At 46.8% G+C, this 17,235-nt stretch carries 15 protein-coding genes; 4 read left to right on the forward strand and 11 right to left on the reverse strand.

Features of this window, described 5'->3' with window-relative positions; all coding sequences use genetic code 11:
- Both ACWA6V_RS02645 and ACWA6V_RS02650 read left to right on the forward strand, forming a co-directional pair.
- On the forward strand, nucleotides 1-1,111 hold a 1,111-nt coding region (locus ACWA6V_RS02645; protein ID WP_449521049.1), incomplete at its 5' end, for a carbohydrate-binding protein.
- A 126-nt stretch (nucleotides 1,112-1,237) separates the two neighbouring features.
- Nucleotides 1,238-1,786 carry a PEP-CTERM sorting domain-containing protein gene (locus tag ACWA6V_RS02650; RefSeq protein ID WP_449521050.1) on the forward strand — a complete coding sequence of 183 codons (549 nt, stop codon included), beginning with the start codon at nucleotides 1,238-1,240 and terminating at the stop codon, nucleotides 1,784-1,786.
- A 62-nt stretch (nucleotides 1,787-1,848) separates the two neighbouring features.
- Here the strand turns inward: ACWA6V_RS02650 and ACWA6V_RS02655 are convergent, their stop codons facing one another.
- The 3 genes from ACWA6V_RS02655 to ACWA6V_RS02665 all read right to left on the reverse strand — a co-directional run bounded on the left by ACWA6V_RS02655 (nucleotide 1,849) and on the right by ACWA6V_RS02665 (nucleotide 5,986).
- Complete coding sequence (locus ACWA6V_RS02655; RefSeq protein WP_449521051.1) at nucleotides 1,849-4,092, reverse strand: glycoside hydrolase family 3 C-terminal domain-containing protein; 2,244 nt, start codon at nucleotides 4,090-4,092, stop codon at nucleotides 1,849-1,851.
- A gap of 219 nt (nucleotides 4,093-4,311) precedes the next feature.
- Nucleotides 4,312-5,616: a glycosyl hydrolase gene (locus ACWA6V_RS02660; protein ID WP_449521052.1), complete on the reverse strand. Its 1,305-nt coding sequence runs from the start codon at nucleotides 5,614-5,616 to the stop codon at nucleotides 4,312-4,314.
- A 19-nt stretch (nucleotides 5,617-5,635) separates the two neighbouring features.
- Nucleotides 5,636-5,986: a pentapeptide repeat-containing protein gene (locus ACWA6V_RS02665; protein ID WP_310075547.1), complete on the reverse strand. Its 351-nt coding sequence runs from the start codon at nucleotides 5,984-5,986 to the stop codon at nucleotides 5,636-5,638.
- 485 nt (nucleotides 5,987-6,471) lie between these two features.
- Between ACWA6V_RS02665 and uxaC the strand changes: the two genes are divergently transcribed.
- Together uxaC and ACWA6V_RS02675 are read left to right on the forward strand one after the other, a co-directional pair.
- Nucleotides 6,472-7,887 carry a glucuronate isomerase gene (uxaC, locus tag ACWA6V_RS02670; protein WP_449521053.1) on the forward strand — a complete coding sequence of 472 codons (1,416 nt, stop codon included), beginning with the start codon at nucleotides 6,472-6,474 and terminating at the stop codon, nucleotides 7,885-7,887.
- A 168-nt stretch (nucleotides 7,888-8,055) separates the two neighbouring features.
- Nucleotides 8,056-9,012: an AEC family transporter gene (locus ACWA6V_RS02675; protein WP_449521054.1), complete on the forward strand. Its 957-nt coding sequence runs from the start codon at nucleotides 8,056-8,058 to the stop codon at nucleotides 9,010-9,012.
- Between the two features lie 16 nt (nucleotides 9,013-9,028).
- Here ACWA6V_RS02675 and ACWA6V_RS02680 read toward each other — a convergent pair whose 3' ends face one another.
- From ACWA6V_RS02680 to pstA, 8 genes are all read right to left on the reverse strand, one after another.
- On the reverse strand, nucleotides 9,029-9,523 hold the full coding sequence (locus ACWA6V_RS02680) for a GNAT family N-acetyltransferase (protein WP_449521055.1): 495 nt from the start codon (nucleotides 9,521-9,523) through the stop codon (nucleotides 9,029-9,031).
- Nucleotides 9,524-9,540: 17 nt separating this feature from the next.
- Entirely contained in the window at nucleotides 9,541-10,422 is an 882-nt protein-coding gene (locus ACWA6V_RS02685) for an SMP-30/gluconolactonase/LRE family protein (protein WP_449521056.1), read from the reverse strand.
- A gap of 101 nt (nucleotides 10,423-10,523) precedes the next feature.
- Nucleotides 10,524-12,089 (reverse strand): sodium/sugar symporter, encoded by a 1,566-nt coding sequence (locus ACWA6V_RS02690; protein ID WP_449521057.1) that lies wholly within the window; start codon nucleotides 12,087-12,089, stop codon nucleotides 10,524-10,526.
- A gap of 187 nt (nucleotides 12,090-12,276) precedes the next feature.
- On the reverse strand, nucleotides 12,277-13,062 hold the full coding sequence (locus ACWA6V_RS02695) for an SDR family NAD(P)-dependent oxidoreductase (protein ID WP_449521058.1): 786 nt from the start codon (nucleotides 13,060-13,062) through the stop codon (nucleotides 12,277-12,279).
- A gap of 83 nt (nucleotides 13,063-13,145) precedes the next feature.
- Nucleotides 13,146-13,856 (reverse strand): FadR/GntR family transcriptional regulator, encoded by a 711-nt coding sequence (locus ACWA6V_RS02700; protein ID WP_449521059.1) that lies wholly within the window; start codon nucleotides 13,854-13,856, stop codon nucleotides 13,146-13,148.
- A 215-nt stretch (nucleotides 13,857-14,071) separates the two neighbouring features.
- The gene (gene phoU, locus ACWA6V_RS02705) at nucleotides 14,072-14,791 is read right to left on the reverse strand and encodes a phosphate signaling complex protein PhoU (protein WP_449521065.1); all 720 of its coding nucleotides are present in this window, start codon (nucleotides 14,789-14,791) and stop codon (nucleotides 14,072-14,074) included.
- A gap of 21 nt (nucleotides 14,792-14,812) precedes the next feature.
- Entirely contained in the window at nucleotides 14,813-15,589 is a 777-nt protein-coding gene (gene pstB / locus ACWA6V_RS02710; protein ID WP_310075532.1) for a phosphate ABC transporter ATP-binding protein PstB, read from the reverse strand.
- Between the two features lie 75 nt (nucleotides 15,590-15,664).
- On the reverse strand, nucleotides 15,665-17,235 hold a 1,571-nt coding region (gene pstA / locus ACWA6V_RS02715; protein ID WP_449521060.1), incomplete at its 5' end, for a phosphate ABC transporter permease PstA.

The following is a 17,235-nucleotide window of genomic DNA, read 5'->3' on the forward strand; positions in this document are numbered from 1 at the left end:
TTTCGAGGATGGGAAACACAGCCCGACCGCTGTCGCGTTTAATAAAAATGGTTTGATGACTTACATTGCGTACAACTATGGTTGCAGTTCGCAGTATGTAGTGTTTTCAGACGGTATGACGTTAAATGTGCCCGCAAAAAGTTTCCGTATAAAACGCACAGGCGAAACACCGGACTCTTTGCCGACATCCACCAGTTGCACACCGGCAACCAGCTCCTCCAAGAGCAGCCTTGCCAGTTCAGTGACCAACAGTGTGACTTCATCCAAAGCGAGCAGCTCGGCAGCGCCAAGCTCTGTTGCAACCACCAGCGCTGTAGTCGCTAGTAGCTCAACAGCAACCAGCAATGCGGTTGCTTCCAGCAGCGCGACCAGTCAATCACAAGCATCAAGTTCATCTGCAGCTAATGCGAATTATGGTCACACCGTTATCGCCGCCGACAGCGTGCAATTTTTTGCAAACAACGCTGCATGGGCGGATATCCATTTCACCGTCAACGGTGGTGGCCAACAAAATATTCGCATGGTACACAATGCTGACAACTCCAACACGTACGAATTAACCGGCCTACCCGCTGGTGCAACCGTGCGTTATTTTATGACAATTGCACAAACCCTCGGCGCTATGGATACACCTTGGGCTGAGTTTGTCGTGAGTGGTTCTGTTGCTTCATCAAGCGCTGCATCCAGCACACCGGCAAGTAGTTCCTCAAGTGCAAGTTCAGTAGCCGCATTCAGCCAACACATAGAAGCAGAAACCTATGCGTTTATGTCTGGCCTTGAATTATTCGGCACTGGCGATGTTGGTGGCGGACAAGTGGTTGGCGCAATTGATGCCGGTGATTGGATGGCATTTACTAACATCACCTTCCCAACTACCGGAAATTATTTGGTGGAATATCGCGTAGCCAGCCCAACCGGTTCACTGCTGTCACTCGATCTAAACGGTGGTTCAATTGTGCTGGGTAATGCCAGCATTCCCGCCACGGGGGACTGGGGTAACTTCACCACCCTAACCCAAACCGTCACCATCAATGCCGGCACTTACAACCTCGGCATTTATGCGCAGCAAGGTGGCTGGAGTATTAACTGGTTGCGCATTACCAAAATATAAAGAGCCAAGCGTTAATTTGCATTCTTGTCATACCCGCTCACGCGGGTATCTATGAAAAATACTGAAGTTGAATTCCCAGCTAGGGTATAGCGAAAACAAATCACAACACACTCACGGAGATTGACCATGAAAAAAATGATTACCATGCTGACGTTAACCGCTGGCTTGTTGTTCGGAGCGCAAGCCAACGCTGTTATTATCGATGCATCCACAGTAATTCCCGACGAAAATATTTTGCTGAACTTCAATGGTTTGGATTGGGTTTATGCAGGTCCTATCGCTACTGAGGAATGGGGTCCAGGCAATATTGAAGCGCCTGAATATCGCGCTGCAGAAGGTTGGCGCTATGCCACCCAAGCTGAATGGGATTTACGCCCCGATTGGACAGATTTTATTATTGGCGGTGCATCCGTAGATGCTGTCGCTGGCTTTAGTGACCACTCGGTTTATCGTTTCGCGTCTGAATACTGGGGCAACTTTAATCACATCGATTTAAATGATGCTGCTGAAGGCAGACTAACCAATGGTTACGATATAGGTTCACTCTATGACGTCTACGAAACCTGGTACGTCCGCGATGCTGTTATCTCTGACGTACCTGAGTCATCGTCAATTATGCTGTTGGGATTAGGATTGTTGGGCTTGGCATTTGCGCGCAAAACACAAAGAAAATAATTGTTTATAAAAATAAGGCGGCTCATTGCCGCCTTATTTTATAGAAAATACAATCAAATAAACTATTTACCATTCACATCCAATTTACGCGCAGGTAATTTCACCCTCACGCTGGTTTGTGGTTCAGCAGTGGATTTCGCGAGGATTACCTCGTATTCACCTTTGGCAATTCTCCAGGTTTTGTCTTTGCTTTGGTACATAGCCAATAAACGCGGATCAACGCTCACTGTTACATTGGTAGACTCACCCGGTTTTAAATCCACTTTTTGGAAACCACCCAAACGTTTTGGTGCTTCCCACTTGGCACTTTTTGGAGCAACGTAAACCTGTGCTACATCCTTACCGGCAAGCGCGCCAGTATTTTTCACACTGAAGCTCACACTCAACTGACCATTTTTTACAGTCGTTTTTAAATCACTGTAAGCAAAATCGGTGTAAGACAAGCCGAATCCAAATGGAAACAAAGGTTGATGATTTTTTAATTCAAACCATTTGTAACCCACGGCAGCGCCTTCGAAATAATTTACTTCAAAACGCTCCTCCGGTTTTTTCAGGCTGCCATCGACAATTGCACGCGGTAATTGATTTTCCGCTGCGGGGAATGTAATTGGTAAATGGCCAGATGGATTTACTTCGCCAGATAATACCCGCGCAATTGCTTCGCCACCGTTCGTGCCTGGATACGAAGCTTCTACAACCGCACCTACATCGTTTAACCAAGGCATTAACACCGCACCACCAGTCTGCAACACCACCACCGTTTTAGCATTGGCTTTTGCAACGCTGGCGATGAGTGCATCCTGATTATCGGGCAGCGATAAATTAGGTACATCGACCGATTCTGCTGTCCATTGATTTGCAAACACAATGACCAAATCACTTTCCGCCGCGAGTTTTGCAGCAGCTTGTGGATTGGTACCTTCATCAAAACTAATACGCGCATTTGGGTATCGCGCCTCAATAGCTTTCATGGGCGATGAAGGGTAATACACCATTGGGCCAGGAAAGACTTTTGGACCAAGGCCTTTTACTGCCATGCCGCCAATTGGATAGACTTGTGAAGAGCCACCACCGGAAAGTACACCAACATTGGCATGCGAACCAATGATGGCAATTTTTTTCAGCTCTTTTGCAAGTGGCAAAAGCGTTGTGCCATTTACCTTTTCATTGCGTAACAACACCATGCCTTCTTCCGCATCTTTTTGCGAAATCAAACCGTGCTTTTTGAAATCGATATTATTGCTCGCTTTCGGCACCGGGTTATCCATCACACCCTGTTCAAATAAGGCGTGTAATACCCGCCCAGCCATATCATCCAAACGCGCTTGCGTTACCCAGCCATTGGTGACTGCTTCTTTCAGCGGCTCTTTGAAATAGGCAGCGTGATCAAAAGGCAAACCGGATTGCTGATCCAAACCATTATTGGCAGCAGGAATGGTACTGTGAGTTGCGCCCCAGTCTGACATGACCCAAACGTTGAAGCCCCAATCTTTTTTCAAGACTTCATTTAATAAATATTCACTCTCGCAACCATACACACCATAGACACGATTGTATGAGCACATCACCGATCCGGGGTTGCCAATTTCGTAAGCAAATTGCAATGCGAGCAAATCTGACATGCGGCCAGCAGCTTCATCGATAGTGACATTTAAATGAAAGCGACCGGATTCCTGATCGTTGTAAGCAAAATGTTTTAATGTGGAAACGATTTTATTTGACTGCACACCTTTAATCTGCGCACCCACCATTACACCTGCGAGTAGCGGATCTTCACCACCGTATTCAAAGTTGCGGCCGTTGCGCGGTTCACGCACAAGATTGACGCCACCGGCAAGCAACACATTAAACCCCGAAGTGCGCGCTTCGGAGCCGATCATTGCACCGCCTTCAAAGCCCACTTGTGGATTCCAGGTGGCCGCTGTGTTCATTCCCGATGGCAATGCAGTGCGTTCACGGACATTGGGTCCACCTTGTGATGCCACACCAACACCAGCATCTGCTTGCCAAATATGAGGAATTCCCAAACGTGGAACACCATAGACAAACCCTGCAGATTGCGGATGGGATTCCACCGGACGGGTAAAATTTTTCCAGGGTGCATCAGTACCAAAATAACCGACAACCAATAATAATTTTTCATCCAGTGTCATTTCTTTGAGCACTAATTGCGTACGCTCAGCGGCGCTGAGATCTGTCTTCATCCAGGGCTGGGCACTGAAGCTGGCATCTTGTGCGGTGACAAATGGAATAGCGCCCAGAGCGTATGTAATCGCGATGACGCTGAGTTTTTTGGAGAATTTCATGCTTGAGCCTCTTGCTGTGTTTAACCGGGAGAGTGGTTTTAATTGTTATGTGGATAGCCTGATGGCAAGTGTGTAGTGGAGTTGGAAAAAGAACATTAATTTAACGCGCAGATACTAACCATCTAACAAAATGGCCGCTGGAAATTAACCGAATTTTACCCTGCTACAAACAAAAACGGCCCTCTATGAAGGCCGTTTTTACTATTAAAAAGCGATCCGTTATTTCACACGGGTTTCAATGGTATAAACACCGGAAATATCGCGATTAAATGCGGTGAAGTCATCATTATAAAATTCGCGCAGATCATCCAATGTGCCGTTCTGGATATTTTCTTCACGGTTGGCCGGTACCCAATAGTGAGGCACGTTTTTACCGTCGGGCCCAGGTACACCTTCAGGGGCATTTCGCCAGGTCAGCAGGAAGGAGATATTGCGCGCATCTTTATCCGCTTTTAAACCGGCAATCAGTTTGCGATACCACTGGTTATCGTATTTACCCGCTTCAATATCCGGGGCACGTATACCAATTTCAGAAATCACCGGAATCTTGCCTCGCGCTTCTGCCATACGCGCCACCAAGGCCGCGTTATCCACTACATTTTTAAACCAATCAGCATTATTTTCAGCGGCACCATAGGTATCAAATCCGAGCACATCGACGTAGGCATCGCCGGGGTAACGCTCCAAATAATTGGCTTCAGTTGCCTCTGGAAAATTATTCGGCGAATAAGCATACAAAAAATTGTGTACACCTTTGGTATCACGCAGATATTCAACTGTGTATTGATAAAGTTTTTGATATTGCTCTGGAGTAGATTGTTCTGCACCCCACCAAAACCAGCTGCCGGTATTTTCGTGTAGGATGCGGAAAATAACCGGAATATGTTTTCCGTGATCATCTTTAAGGTTATTCGCCCAGGCAGCGAGTTGATCGAGGTAACCGTTGTAGACTGAATTAAATTCACCCCCGGGTAAAGCGGCAACTACCGCGGGAGTTTTATCCCAGGAAGTCCCCACTGGCCACACGCCCTTTTGTTTATCCGTAATAGGGTTGTCAAAATGAGAACTCACGGTGATGATACCACCACGCGCATAAGCTCTTTTAATTTGCTCAACCACGTCGCCCTCTGATTGGGGGGAGACTATGGAGAGCGTATCCCAGCCATAGACCGCCGCGAAATCACCGACTGCGTTAAAGGTATCGGATTGCGTACCATCGGTAGTTGTGATCGTTAAACCTTGCGTGGTTTCATGCTGATGGCCAAACATAATCGATTGTTTACGCTGCTTCTGCATAAATGCAAACAGCGAACGGGTTTCAAAGGTAGCTTGTTTATCGACAATACTGATTTCAATTGCAGCGGTGTTTTGCGCAGCGCTTGCGACTGATTCACTAGTTGTGACCGGAACAGACTCAGAATCGTTTGTTTTATCATTACAACCGACTATTGCAAATAACATCACCGCCACGATTAAACTACGCACACATGCTGATAAGAGTGCCGGTAAAAAAATTATTTTCATTGTTACCTCGGGAAAATAGCTAATTATTCTGGTATCGCACGCGTATCCCCAAATCAAATGAAAGACGCAGTTCATCAGCCGTAATTTCACGCGGAAAAAAACATCCGGAAATATGTGCCTGACAAAAACTGGCTCCCTCTAATTGGGTAGTGCGAAAATCAATACCACGTAAATCGGCGCCGCGAAAATAAGCATCGCGCAAATCCAAACCGCTCGCATCCAGTTCGCGCAAATCCAGGCCGCGAAAATCACCGCCACGTAGAATCCCCTCCTTTACTTCACCGCGCGCTTTACGCTGGTTGAATTCAGCCACTCGCTCTGAACGCAATAACTCGTAATAAGGGTTGTGATGCACTATAGGTTTAGTCATGACGGGCTCCATTTGGCTGGCTAGTAGTTGCAACAATATGCACGGGGCATTATTAGTTTTGACTATAGCCTAGTAACACAGATTTGCTTAACCGATTTCAGCACCGCCAACATTATACTGTAAACGGTTACATTCGGGTTTAAGAAGTGTAATTAGCGTGTTAAATGCGTTGTTCGCCCAGTTGGTATTTTAAGTGGCGCGGGTTACACTTGCGTACAAGCTGCAACATAGCAGCACGCCCAATTTTTACGGTTATTGTTGTTTATCAATCTAGCCTTTGGGCAGGCAATCCTCGGTCAAACTTATCCCTTTAGGTATAGCGCCTGTTGGAATAACAATCTTCAGCCAGTCTCCCTTTCATAAGGTTTAGTTGCTCATTTTTCGGGCTATGCTAAAGACATGCGTTGAGCGTAAAAAATTATCTTGCCATCGCACAGCCTCACGCGGATCTGCTGTCGCTTCGGCATTATTGAGGAATTGTGAGAATGAGCTTTATCCACGACGACTTTTTGCTCGACACTGAGCAGGCGAAAATACTCTTTCATGAGTATGCCAAACACATGCCCATTATTGATTACCACTGCCATCTCCCCCCCGAACAAGTAGGCCAGAATAAGCAATTCAAAAACCTTACTGAAGTCTGGTTGGCAGGCGACCATTACAAATGGCGCGCCATGCGCTCCAACGGTGTGAATGAACGTTTCTGTACTGGCGATGCCAGCGATTGGGAAAAATTTGAGCAGTGGTGTGCGACTGTACCTTACACCCTGCGCAACCCGCTCTACCATTGGACCCATCTGGAACTGCGTAAACCCTTCGGTATTACCGACCGCTTACTTGATAGCAGCAACGCCAAACGCACCTGGGATGAATGTAACGAGTTGCTCGCCACTCCAGAATTCAGCGCGCGCGGTTTGATGACCCAAGCTAATGTGAAAATGGTGTGTACTACCGATGATCCGATTCACGATCTCGAACATCACAAAACAGTGGCAGCTGACAAATCGTTTAAATCCGCGATGCTGCCCACCTGGCGCCCCGACCGCGCAATGATGGTGGAAAATACCGAAGCGTTTAACAAATATATGGATCGTCTGGCGATTGCAGCCGATGTGAACATCAATACGTTTGACGATTTGATGAAAGCGCTCAATATCCGCCACGATTATTTCCACGCAAATGGCTGCCGTTTGTCAGACCATGGTTTGGAAACTGTGTATGCAGCCGATTACACGCAAGAAGAAATCAAAACAATTTTTCTGAAAATTCGCAGTCACAAAGATCTGGACGCCGAAGAAATTGAAAAATTCCAGTCGGCGATGATGGTGGAGTTTGCACTGCAGGATCACGCCAAAGGTTGGGTGCAACAATTCCATATTGGTGCGATCCGCAATAATAATCCGCGCCTGTTCCGTACTCTAGGCGCTGACACTGGTTTTGATTCCATTGGCGATCACAACTACGCCAAACCATTGGCCAAGTTTTTAGGCCGTTTGGATGACCAGAACAAACTCGCCAAAACCATTATTTATAACCTGAACCCACGCGATAACGAAGTGATCGGCACTATGATCGGTAACTTCCAGGATGGTTCATCGGCAGGCAAAATCCAATTTGGTAGCGGCTGGTGGTTCCTCGATCAAATGGAAGGCATGACTCGCCAGATCGAAGCCTTGAGCCAATTGGGATTGCTAAGTCGTTTTGTTGGTATGTTGACTGACAGCCGCAGCTTCCTGAGTTATTCACGCCACGAATATTTCCGCCGCATTTTATGTGGAATTCTAGGGCGCGATATGGCCAAGGGTTTAGTGCCTAACGACACTAAAATGGTTGGCAAGATGATTCAGGATATTAGCTTCAATAACGCGAAAAATTATTTTCCGTTTGTAGTGCCTGAGTAAGTACCTGAATAAGCACCAGAGCAAGTAGTTAAGTAATTAGTTTTCGCCCCTCGCTCCCAAGCTCCGCTTGGGAGTGTATATTCCCCCCGAACCACATCATACTAAACCAGCCTTATGCTTTACCAAGCGGAGCTTGGGAACGAGACATCATTCTTTTCGAGAAAAACCTTGCTGCACAACGCACTCAATACATTCTTATTCGCCTTCAACATCACTGCACCCATTTTTGTGATGCTCTTTCTCGGTATCTGGCTGAAAAAGCGCGGCATGATCAACGATGAATTTATTAAAATTGCATCGCAGTTGGTGTACAACATTGGCTTGCCTGTGATGCTATTTATCACCAGCGCCACTACCGATTTATCCCACATCACTGATTGGAATTTACTAATCGCCTTTGGCCTGATGACTGGGTTGGTTTTTATTGGCAGCTTATTAACCGCGCATTGGCACTGCAAAGATGCACGAGATGAAGGTGTGTTTATTCAAGGGGCTTTTCGCGGCAATCTGGTAATTTTAGGTTTAGCATTTTGCGCAAATGCGTACGGTGAAAAGGGTTTAGCGTTAGCATCACTACCCGTCGCTATGACGGTAGTATTTTATAATGTACTCTCGGTTTATGTGTTGAATCGCAGTTTACATCACGCCAGTAATTCATTCATGCCGACATTGATTGGCGTAGCGAAAAACCCGTTAATTATTGCGATTTTTGCGGGCTTCGCCGTGAATGCTCTCCACATCACACTACCCGGCGTAATAATGGATAGCGGTAAATATTTGAGCCAGATGGTTTTGCCACTCGCGTTAATCTGCATCGGCGGTTCATTGAGTATTGAGCGATTAACCCGAATGGATACGACAGCGATAAGTGCCTGCGTATGGAAACTGATGTTGTCCCCACTGATTGCGTGCGCAATTGCCATAGGCTTAGGACTAAGAGGCGATGCACTTGCGGTATTATTTTTATTGGCAGCATCACCCACCGCAACGATCAGTTTTGTGATGGTACAGGCAATGAAAGGAAACGGGGAATTAGCGGCTAATATAATTGCCCACAGCACACTGTGGTCACTAATAACGGTGACATTAGGCCTATGGATACTACAAATAATGCATTGGGTTTGATGTTGCGCAGAAAAAATTAGAGTAATTTTTTCTGCCAAAACATCGCCTTGCCCATTTGTGGATCTAGCTCATAACCTGCAAATCCGGACTTTTGATAAGCCCGCTGGGCAATCATATTCCCTTCCAACACTTCCAGAGTAATTTTGCAGCAGCCTTTATCGCGCGCGATTTTTTCAAGTTCTTGCAATAATAATTGGCTCAACTGCAAGCCGCGAAATGTCTCCAGCACAACAATATCGTGAACGTTGAATAATGGTTTGCATGCAAATGTCGAAAATCCTTCGAATGCATTTAGCAATCCAGCAGGTTGATTATCAACATAGGCGATTAGCGACAATCCAAAATCGCGCTTTGATAGTTCAGCAACCAGATTATCTTTTACAAATTGGCTGAGTGGTTCACCACCGCCCATAGGATCGCGGGCGTAACTGTCGAGCAACAATACCAAATCACTTCCCTGCTGCGGATTACCGTAATCAACACGAACAATATTGATTTGTTGCTGACTCATTATGAATCTCCGCTAACTCAACCAAACCAGGCTTCAGGTAACCCAGTAAAATCAGTTTGGAAAATAAATAAATTTCCCGCCTGCGGCTGCTGCGCGATAGCTTCATCGCTCAAACCAATTCGCGCGCTGGTAACGGCTAATAAATTAAAATCGTTCCCACCAAATGCTACGCAGGTTGCTTGCGAGACAGGCATATCCAACACCAAATTTTTAGTGCCATCCGGGGCATAACGAACTACACGGCTACCGCCCCACTGCGCATTCCATACAAATCCTTCTGCATCGACACAAGCACCATCCGGCTCCACACCAATTTCGGTGTGCGAAAAAATTTCCGGATTCGATAATTCACCGGTCTGCGCATCAAAATCATAAACGCGAATACTATGGGTGGGTGAATCGGCGTGATATAACTTGCGTGAATCGGGGCTCCAGCAGAGCGCATTGGAGATCATCAACCCGCTAAAATGTTTGCTCACAGAAAATTGTTGATCCAAACAATAAAGCGCGGCACTTTGCTCAGGAGTATTTTTTTGCTCAACAGTAGTGCCCATCCAAAAACGCCCTTGGCGATCACAACGGCCATCGTTCGAACGGTTTCCAACAATTCCTGCTTCCGGTTTTGCAATCCACTCCACTACACCTGTTGCAACATCAAACCACGCAAAACCTGATTCAAATGCCGCGAGGATACGTGTATCATTTTTAGCAAAGGTAAAACAGCAGAGACGCTCAGGCATATTCCAAATGGACAAATTTTTATCGCTAATACGATAGCGATACAGTTTGGAAGCTGGAATATCCGTCCACCAAAAACAACCATCCTGATGATTCCACTGCACACCCTCTCCAAGCGAGTTAGCACAGGGCACAGTATCGATAAGTTTAAAGGTCGTCATGATTATTTACTTTTGCTTGTTGGATGGATGCGTGTTTTTATTAGCAAAAAAAAGCCCCTGAAAAGGGGCGTTTTTTTAACCTTTTTCAATGGTCGCGAAGCTTACCACCAGGTGGCATAGATTGCGATAAGGATGAGCACTACACCGATAGCGCCGATATTAAAACCTGACGTAGTTTTGAAACTCACACCATTAAGATCAACCGCATTTGGTTGATCTTTTGCGCCGCCCAAATAAGTCACTATTACTGCTAATACACAGCAGAGAATAAAGACTAAACCAACACGATCCATAAACGGAACTTCGGGAATGTAAATTTTAAACAACCAGGAGAAAGTGACCGATGCAATCGCAGCCGTTAATGCTGAACTTGCGGTTGCTTTTTTCCAGAAGAAACCAAACAAGAAAATCACCACAATACCCGGGGTAAAGAAGCCGGTAAATTCCTGAATAAATTGGAATGCTTGCTCTGATTTACCCACTAAAGGTTTTGCCAATAGCACTGCAATTATCATTGCGACAAATGCTGTAGCGCGTCCGATAAATACCAGTTTATGTTCAGATGCTGCAGGGTTAATGGACTTTTTATAAATGTCCATAGTGAAGATAGTGGAGACGCTGTTGCTCATGGAGCTGAGTGAAGATGCAATTGCGGCAACCAGTGCCGCAAAGGCAATCCCCAATAAACCATGCGGCAATAATTTCATCATTTCCGGGTAAGCCTGATCCGCCTTACTCAAATCCGGTGCGAGCACCACTGCACAAATACCGGGTAATACCACAATCAATGGAACAAATAATTTGATGTAGGCAGCAAAGGTCATACCCTTTTGCGCTTCTTGCAAACTTTTTGCCGCAAGTGCGCGCTGAATGATGTATTGGTTAAAACCCCAGTAACTGATATTCATAATCCACAAACCGCCGATCAATACTGAAATGCCCGGGAGGTTTGCATAGCTTGGGTTATCTTTAGACAGAATCATGTCGAATTTTTCCGGCGCTTTTTCTAACAGCGTGGAGAAACCCGACAGTACGCCAGTGCCACCTGAAATTTGATTCAGTGCCAGATAACTTACACAGATACCACCCAACACCAACAGTACAACTTGAATAATATCGGTCATAGCTACTGCTTTAAGGCCACCATAAACTGAGTAAGCCATAGAGAATAGTGCGAGAAAAATCATGCCGTAAAGCATATCTACACCGAGGAATTGTGAAATCGCCAGCGAGCCTAAATACAACACCGAGGTTAAATTCACAAAGGTGTAAAGCGCGAGCCAGAAAATTGCCATGACGGTGCGCACGCGGCCATCGTAACGATTCTCCAAAAATTGCGGCATGGTGTAGATGCCTTTGGCGAGGAAAATCGGCAGGAAATATTTGGCGATAATAATCAGCGTAATCGCCGCCATTAATTCGTAGGCGGCGATACCCATACCGATCACATAACCGGAACCGGACATACCGATAATTTGCTCAGCAGAAATATTGGCAGCAATTAAGGATGCACCTATCGCCCACCACGGCAGGGATTTGCTCGCAAGAAAATAATCATTGGCATTTTTCTCGTGGCCTTTTTCGTCACGCGACACCCAGTAAGCAACAAACAATAGGATGAGGGTATAAGCAACCAACACCCCGATATCGAGTCCATTTAAAATCATGATTGACCTCTATGTAGTAGTGCGTATGGGGAGCGCACTTTGTTATTAAAAAATTTTCTTTTTATGGTGGCAAACCAAATTACTCGCAATTCTGCTTGCCCTTTAAACAAGAAGCATTCATTAGGGTGACTAATGAATGCTTCCGGGTTAACACTTGTAGCAATTTTTCTAGAACTAGTCTCGCTACTTAAATTCTCCCACCATCGACAACAAATTCCTGTGAGGTGATCATGGCAGAATCATCCGCTGCCAAAAACAGAGTCAAATTCGCTACATCGTGTGCGCCTAAACGTTTTTTGAGGCACACACGTTTCATCAGCTCTTCTTCCTCTTCTTCGCTCAACCACTTTTCCAATTGTTTAGGCGTTGCCACCCAACCCGGCAAAATGGAATTAACGCGAATATTATCGATACCGTAATCCGTCGCCAGCGCTTTGGAAATTCCCAGAATTCCCGCTTTGGCGGTGATATAACTCGCCAAACGCGGTGGCCCGAACTGCACATTGATCGAGCTGATGTTAATAATTGATCCACCGCCCTGCGCGGCCATCATAGGCTGCACCGCTTGCGCGGCAAAAAAAGCAGGGTGGAGATTAATCGCCAAACCGCGATACCAATCCGCTTCGGTAATACTGCGCGTATCAAATCGCTGGTCATTGGCGGCATTGTTGACCAGTACTGTTATATCGCCCTGCGCCTGCTGCGCATCACTAATACTGCGTTGCAGTGCCGCTATATCGCTTACATCGCACATTTCAAACCAGGGTCGTGCGTAACCTTTTGCCACCAGTTCATCGCACAGCGCCACAGCGCCCTGCTCATCAATATCGACAAACGCCACCTTTGCCCCCTGTGAGGCGAAGGACTCTACCAATGCCGCACCTATACCGGTGGAACCGCCAGTGATAAATACACTGCGCCCCTGCAAACTGGGGTAAAGGGTATATCCATTATGAGCCGAGTAGCTATACATGTTGATTTCTCTCTGGGTTCAGGTGCCCTTCGTAGAAACAGGGGCACTTATAAGCATAGGCAGACGTCTGAGACCTGCCCCGGCTATTTAGGTTTAACCAGAGATACATTAATCAACTGCATAACTTCGTGCAGCAGAGTTTTTACCGCTTTACTCGCGCCCTCCTGATCACCCGCACAAATGGCGTCATAGATGCGCTTGTGGTCGTCATAATCCGCTGTCAGTACACCTTTCAGCTGGTTGGTACTGGCGATACTCACACGCAAGGCAACCTGGATAAACTCGCGCAACTGGAAAAAGAAGCGGTTGTTGCCCGCTGCCAGGATCGCGCAGTGGAACTCGATATCGGCCGAGAGTGGATCGTCGTGACCTTCATCAGCGCGTTTCATCCGCGCCAGCGCATCGCCAATCGCCTTAATTTTTTCATTGTCCTGATTGTTTTCCGCTGCCAAAACAGCGGCTTCAGGTTCTATCGCCATGCGCAGTTGAGTGAACTCGCGCAGCAGCTCCAACGAGGGGCGCGCATTGAGTGTCCAACTGAGCACATCGGCATCAAACATGTTCCAATGGGCACTCGGCATCACCCGTATACCCTGCCGTGGGCGCGATGCAATCAGCCCTTTGGCGGTCAGCATTTTTACCGCTTCACGGGTAACACTGCGGCTGATGTTGAATTGTTGCGATAGCTCCGCCTCAGTGGGGAAGGATTTATCGATCGCATATTGACCCTGAACAATTGCCGCACCCAGTTGATGGGTTAACTGGTGAGTAAGATTACGCCCTGTATCCAGCATAGTTATTTAGCCTATTTATATTATATATTTATGAGGTATCCGACAAGACTTAATTTGTCGTCGCTGTTACCGTTCAAGCATTGGGAGGATAACGGATACCACTAGTGTTGACCCCGAAAACGAAAAAACCCGCGTCTGCTAGCAGGCGCGGGTTATTTAACAAGAGGATGCTGCTTTAGTCACGCAAAAAATACGTAACCAAGGCAATCATAGGCCTATTCTTTGCTATTAACGTTTTCTTCGATCTCTTCGATATTGGAATGGCGAACATCTTCGCCATTGACCAGATAAATTACGTACTGCGCCAGGTTGCGCGCATGGTCGCCGATCCGCTCCAAGGCGCGCAGCGACCACATGATATTGAGCACGCGCGTAATGCTGCGCGGATCTTCGATCATAAAGGTCACCAGCTCGCGCATCGCAGTGCTGTATTCCATATCGACCTGTTTATCGGTTTGCACTACGTTGAGTGCAAGGTCCATATCCAGGCGCGCAAATGCATCGAGCGCATCCTGCAACATGCGCGCTACATTATTCCCAATATGGCGCACTTCGATATAACCGCGCGGCGCGAGACCATCTTTATTCATGGCAATCGCCTGACGGGCAATTTTGGTCGCCTCATCACCAATACGCTCCAGATCGGTGATAGCTTTAGTCACCGCAATGACCAAGCGCAAATCGCTGGCGGCTGGCTGGCGACGTGCAAGAATGCGCACGCATTCCTCGTCAATAGTCATCTCCATGGTGTTGACTTTAATGTCCGCACGAACGACTTGTTCAGCGCGCTCAACATCAGCATCGATCAACGATTGGATGGCATCATTTACCTGGCGCTGCGCCATACCGCCCATTTCGGACAAGTGGGTGCGGATAGTTTCCAGTTCGATATTGTATTGCTGTGAGATATGATGAGTGTGACTCGTAATATCCATAACCATGATGCGACCTCCGCATTAACCGTAACGGCCGGTGATGTAATCTTCAGTTTGTTTTTTGCTGGGATTGGTAAAGAGCGTGTCCGTTAAATCATGCTCAATCAAATCGCCCATGTACATAAACGCGGTGTAATCGGAGACGCGTGCAGCCTGCTGCATATTGTGCGTCACAATCACAATCGTGTATTGGTGTTTTAATTCGTTAATCAACTCTTCAATTTTCAAGGTTGAAATAGGATCGAGTGCAGACGCTGGTTCATCAAGTAAAATCACTTCCGGCTCAATCGCAATTGCACGTGCAATTACCAGACGCTGTTGCTGTCCACCCGACAAACCAAATGCGTTATCGTGCAAGCGATCTTTTACTTCATCCCAGAGCGCAGCACCGCGCAATGACTTTTCAACCACTTCATCCAACACGCGTTTGGATTTCACGCCTTGTAAGCGTAGACCATAGGCAACGTTTTCATAAATAGATTTTGGAAATGGATTGGGTTTTTGGAACACCATTCCCACTTGGCGGCGCAACTCGGCCACATCGACGCCCTTGTCGTAAATATTATTGCCATCGAGAATGATTTCACCTTCAACGCGGCAAGCATCAACCAAATCATTCATACGATTAAAGCAGCGCAAAAGCGTTGATTTCCCACAACCGGATGGACCAATAAATGCAGTCACCTTTTTTTCCGGTATTTTCATGCTCACACCATTAAGTGCGCGCTTCTGATCGTAATACAAGTTGAGGTTTTTCACTTCAAGCTTGATCGGTTCCACTAATGCTGTCGGGCTCATAGAGTATGCCTGTTTAAAATTTTTACCAATATATTGCAGTTTGATGACAAAATTATTACAGCTGTTTTTTTAAACTTAATCCGATGCACTGCGATATTTTTCACGCAAATTATTGCGAATTTTTATCGCGGTGATGTTCAGCGCAATAATCAGTAATACCAAAGTTAGCGAGGTCGCATACACCAATGGACGCGCGGCTTCTACGTTCGGACTTTGGAAGCCCACATCGTAAATATGGAAGCCCAAGTGCATAATTTTTTGATCAAGGTGCAAGTAAGGATAATTACCGTCAACTGGCAATGCAGGTGCCAGCTTCACTACGCCGACTAACATCAGCGGCGCCACTTCGCCAGCAGCACGCGCAATTGCCAAAATCAAACCGGTCATCATCGCTGGCGTCGCCAGTGGTACAACCACTTTCCATAATGTTTCTGCCTTGGTTGCACCCAGCGCTAAACTGCCTTGGCGAATAGTACTGGGAATACGCGATAAACCCTCTTCGGTAGATACAATCACAATCGGCAAAGTAAGCAGTGCCAGCGTGAGCGATGCCCAAAATAATCCTGGTGTACCAAAGGTGGGCGACGGCAGCGATTCAGCGTAAAACAATTCATCCAGATTGCCGCCGAGCGTGTACACAAAAAAGCCCAAACCAAATACACCGTATACAATTGACGGAACACCTGCGAGGTTGTAAACCGAGATACGGATAATTTTCAGGAAGGTGCCCTGCTTGGCATATTCGCGTAAATAAATTGCTGCGAGCACACCAAAAGGTGTAACCATAATCGACATCACAATGACCATGGTCAGGGTGCCGAAAATCGCCGGAAAAATACCGCCTTCAGTATTAGCTTCGCGCGGCTCATCGCTCATAAATTCCCAAAAACGTTCCACGTATTGACCGAGCTTGGCGAAGACACCCATTTCATTCGGGCGAGTGACGCGAACTATATGATCAAACGCAATCACTACTTCTTTGCCATCGGCCGTGCGCGCAATTAATTTGTCACGTGTAGCCTGCGCCAGTAGATCGTCGCGTGTTTTCTTGATCACACTGTATTCTGCTTCCAATTCGGCGCGGCGCGCAGCAAAGTCAGCATCGGCTGCTGTGAGTTGTGCACCAGTGATACCATCCAACTCCAAACGGCGGCGTTCCAAACGCAAATCATCCATGCGTTTGTTAATACGGCCGATATCGGATTTTTCGATGCGATGAATTTGTCCGTGTAAATCCAGGGCGCGATTCAAACGCTGTTCAAGCTGCTGCCAAAAATCTGCGCTGCTCAGCTCACTAATGAGCTTGTCCTGCTCTTTAATCGCCACCGGGTAACCATAGAAATTACCCCACTCGCGACGCTCAATCGAAATCGCATCAGCCGGGTACTCCCACTTCTCCATGCCGGTTTCAAGAAACCAGGAAAAATCGCGGCCGTTGACATCGCGATTGCCCATCTTGAATAAATAACGGGTAATCAGTTCCACGTCTTGTTCAACGATGTAACCACCGTCGCGCGCAACGGCGGCGGGAATAATTTCTGAACGAACTTCTTCGCCCATAATAATGTGACGAGCGCCTTCGCGATCAATAATTGCGCCGATGTCTTCCACCAACTTGATAAAGTCGACGTCGCCCGTGTCGATCG

Source organism: Cellvibrio sp. (assembly GCF_053579595.1).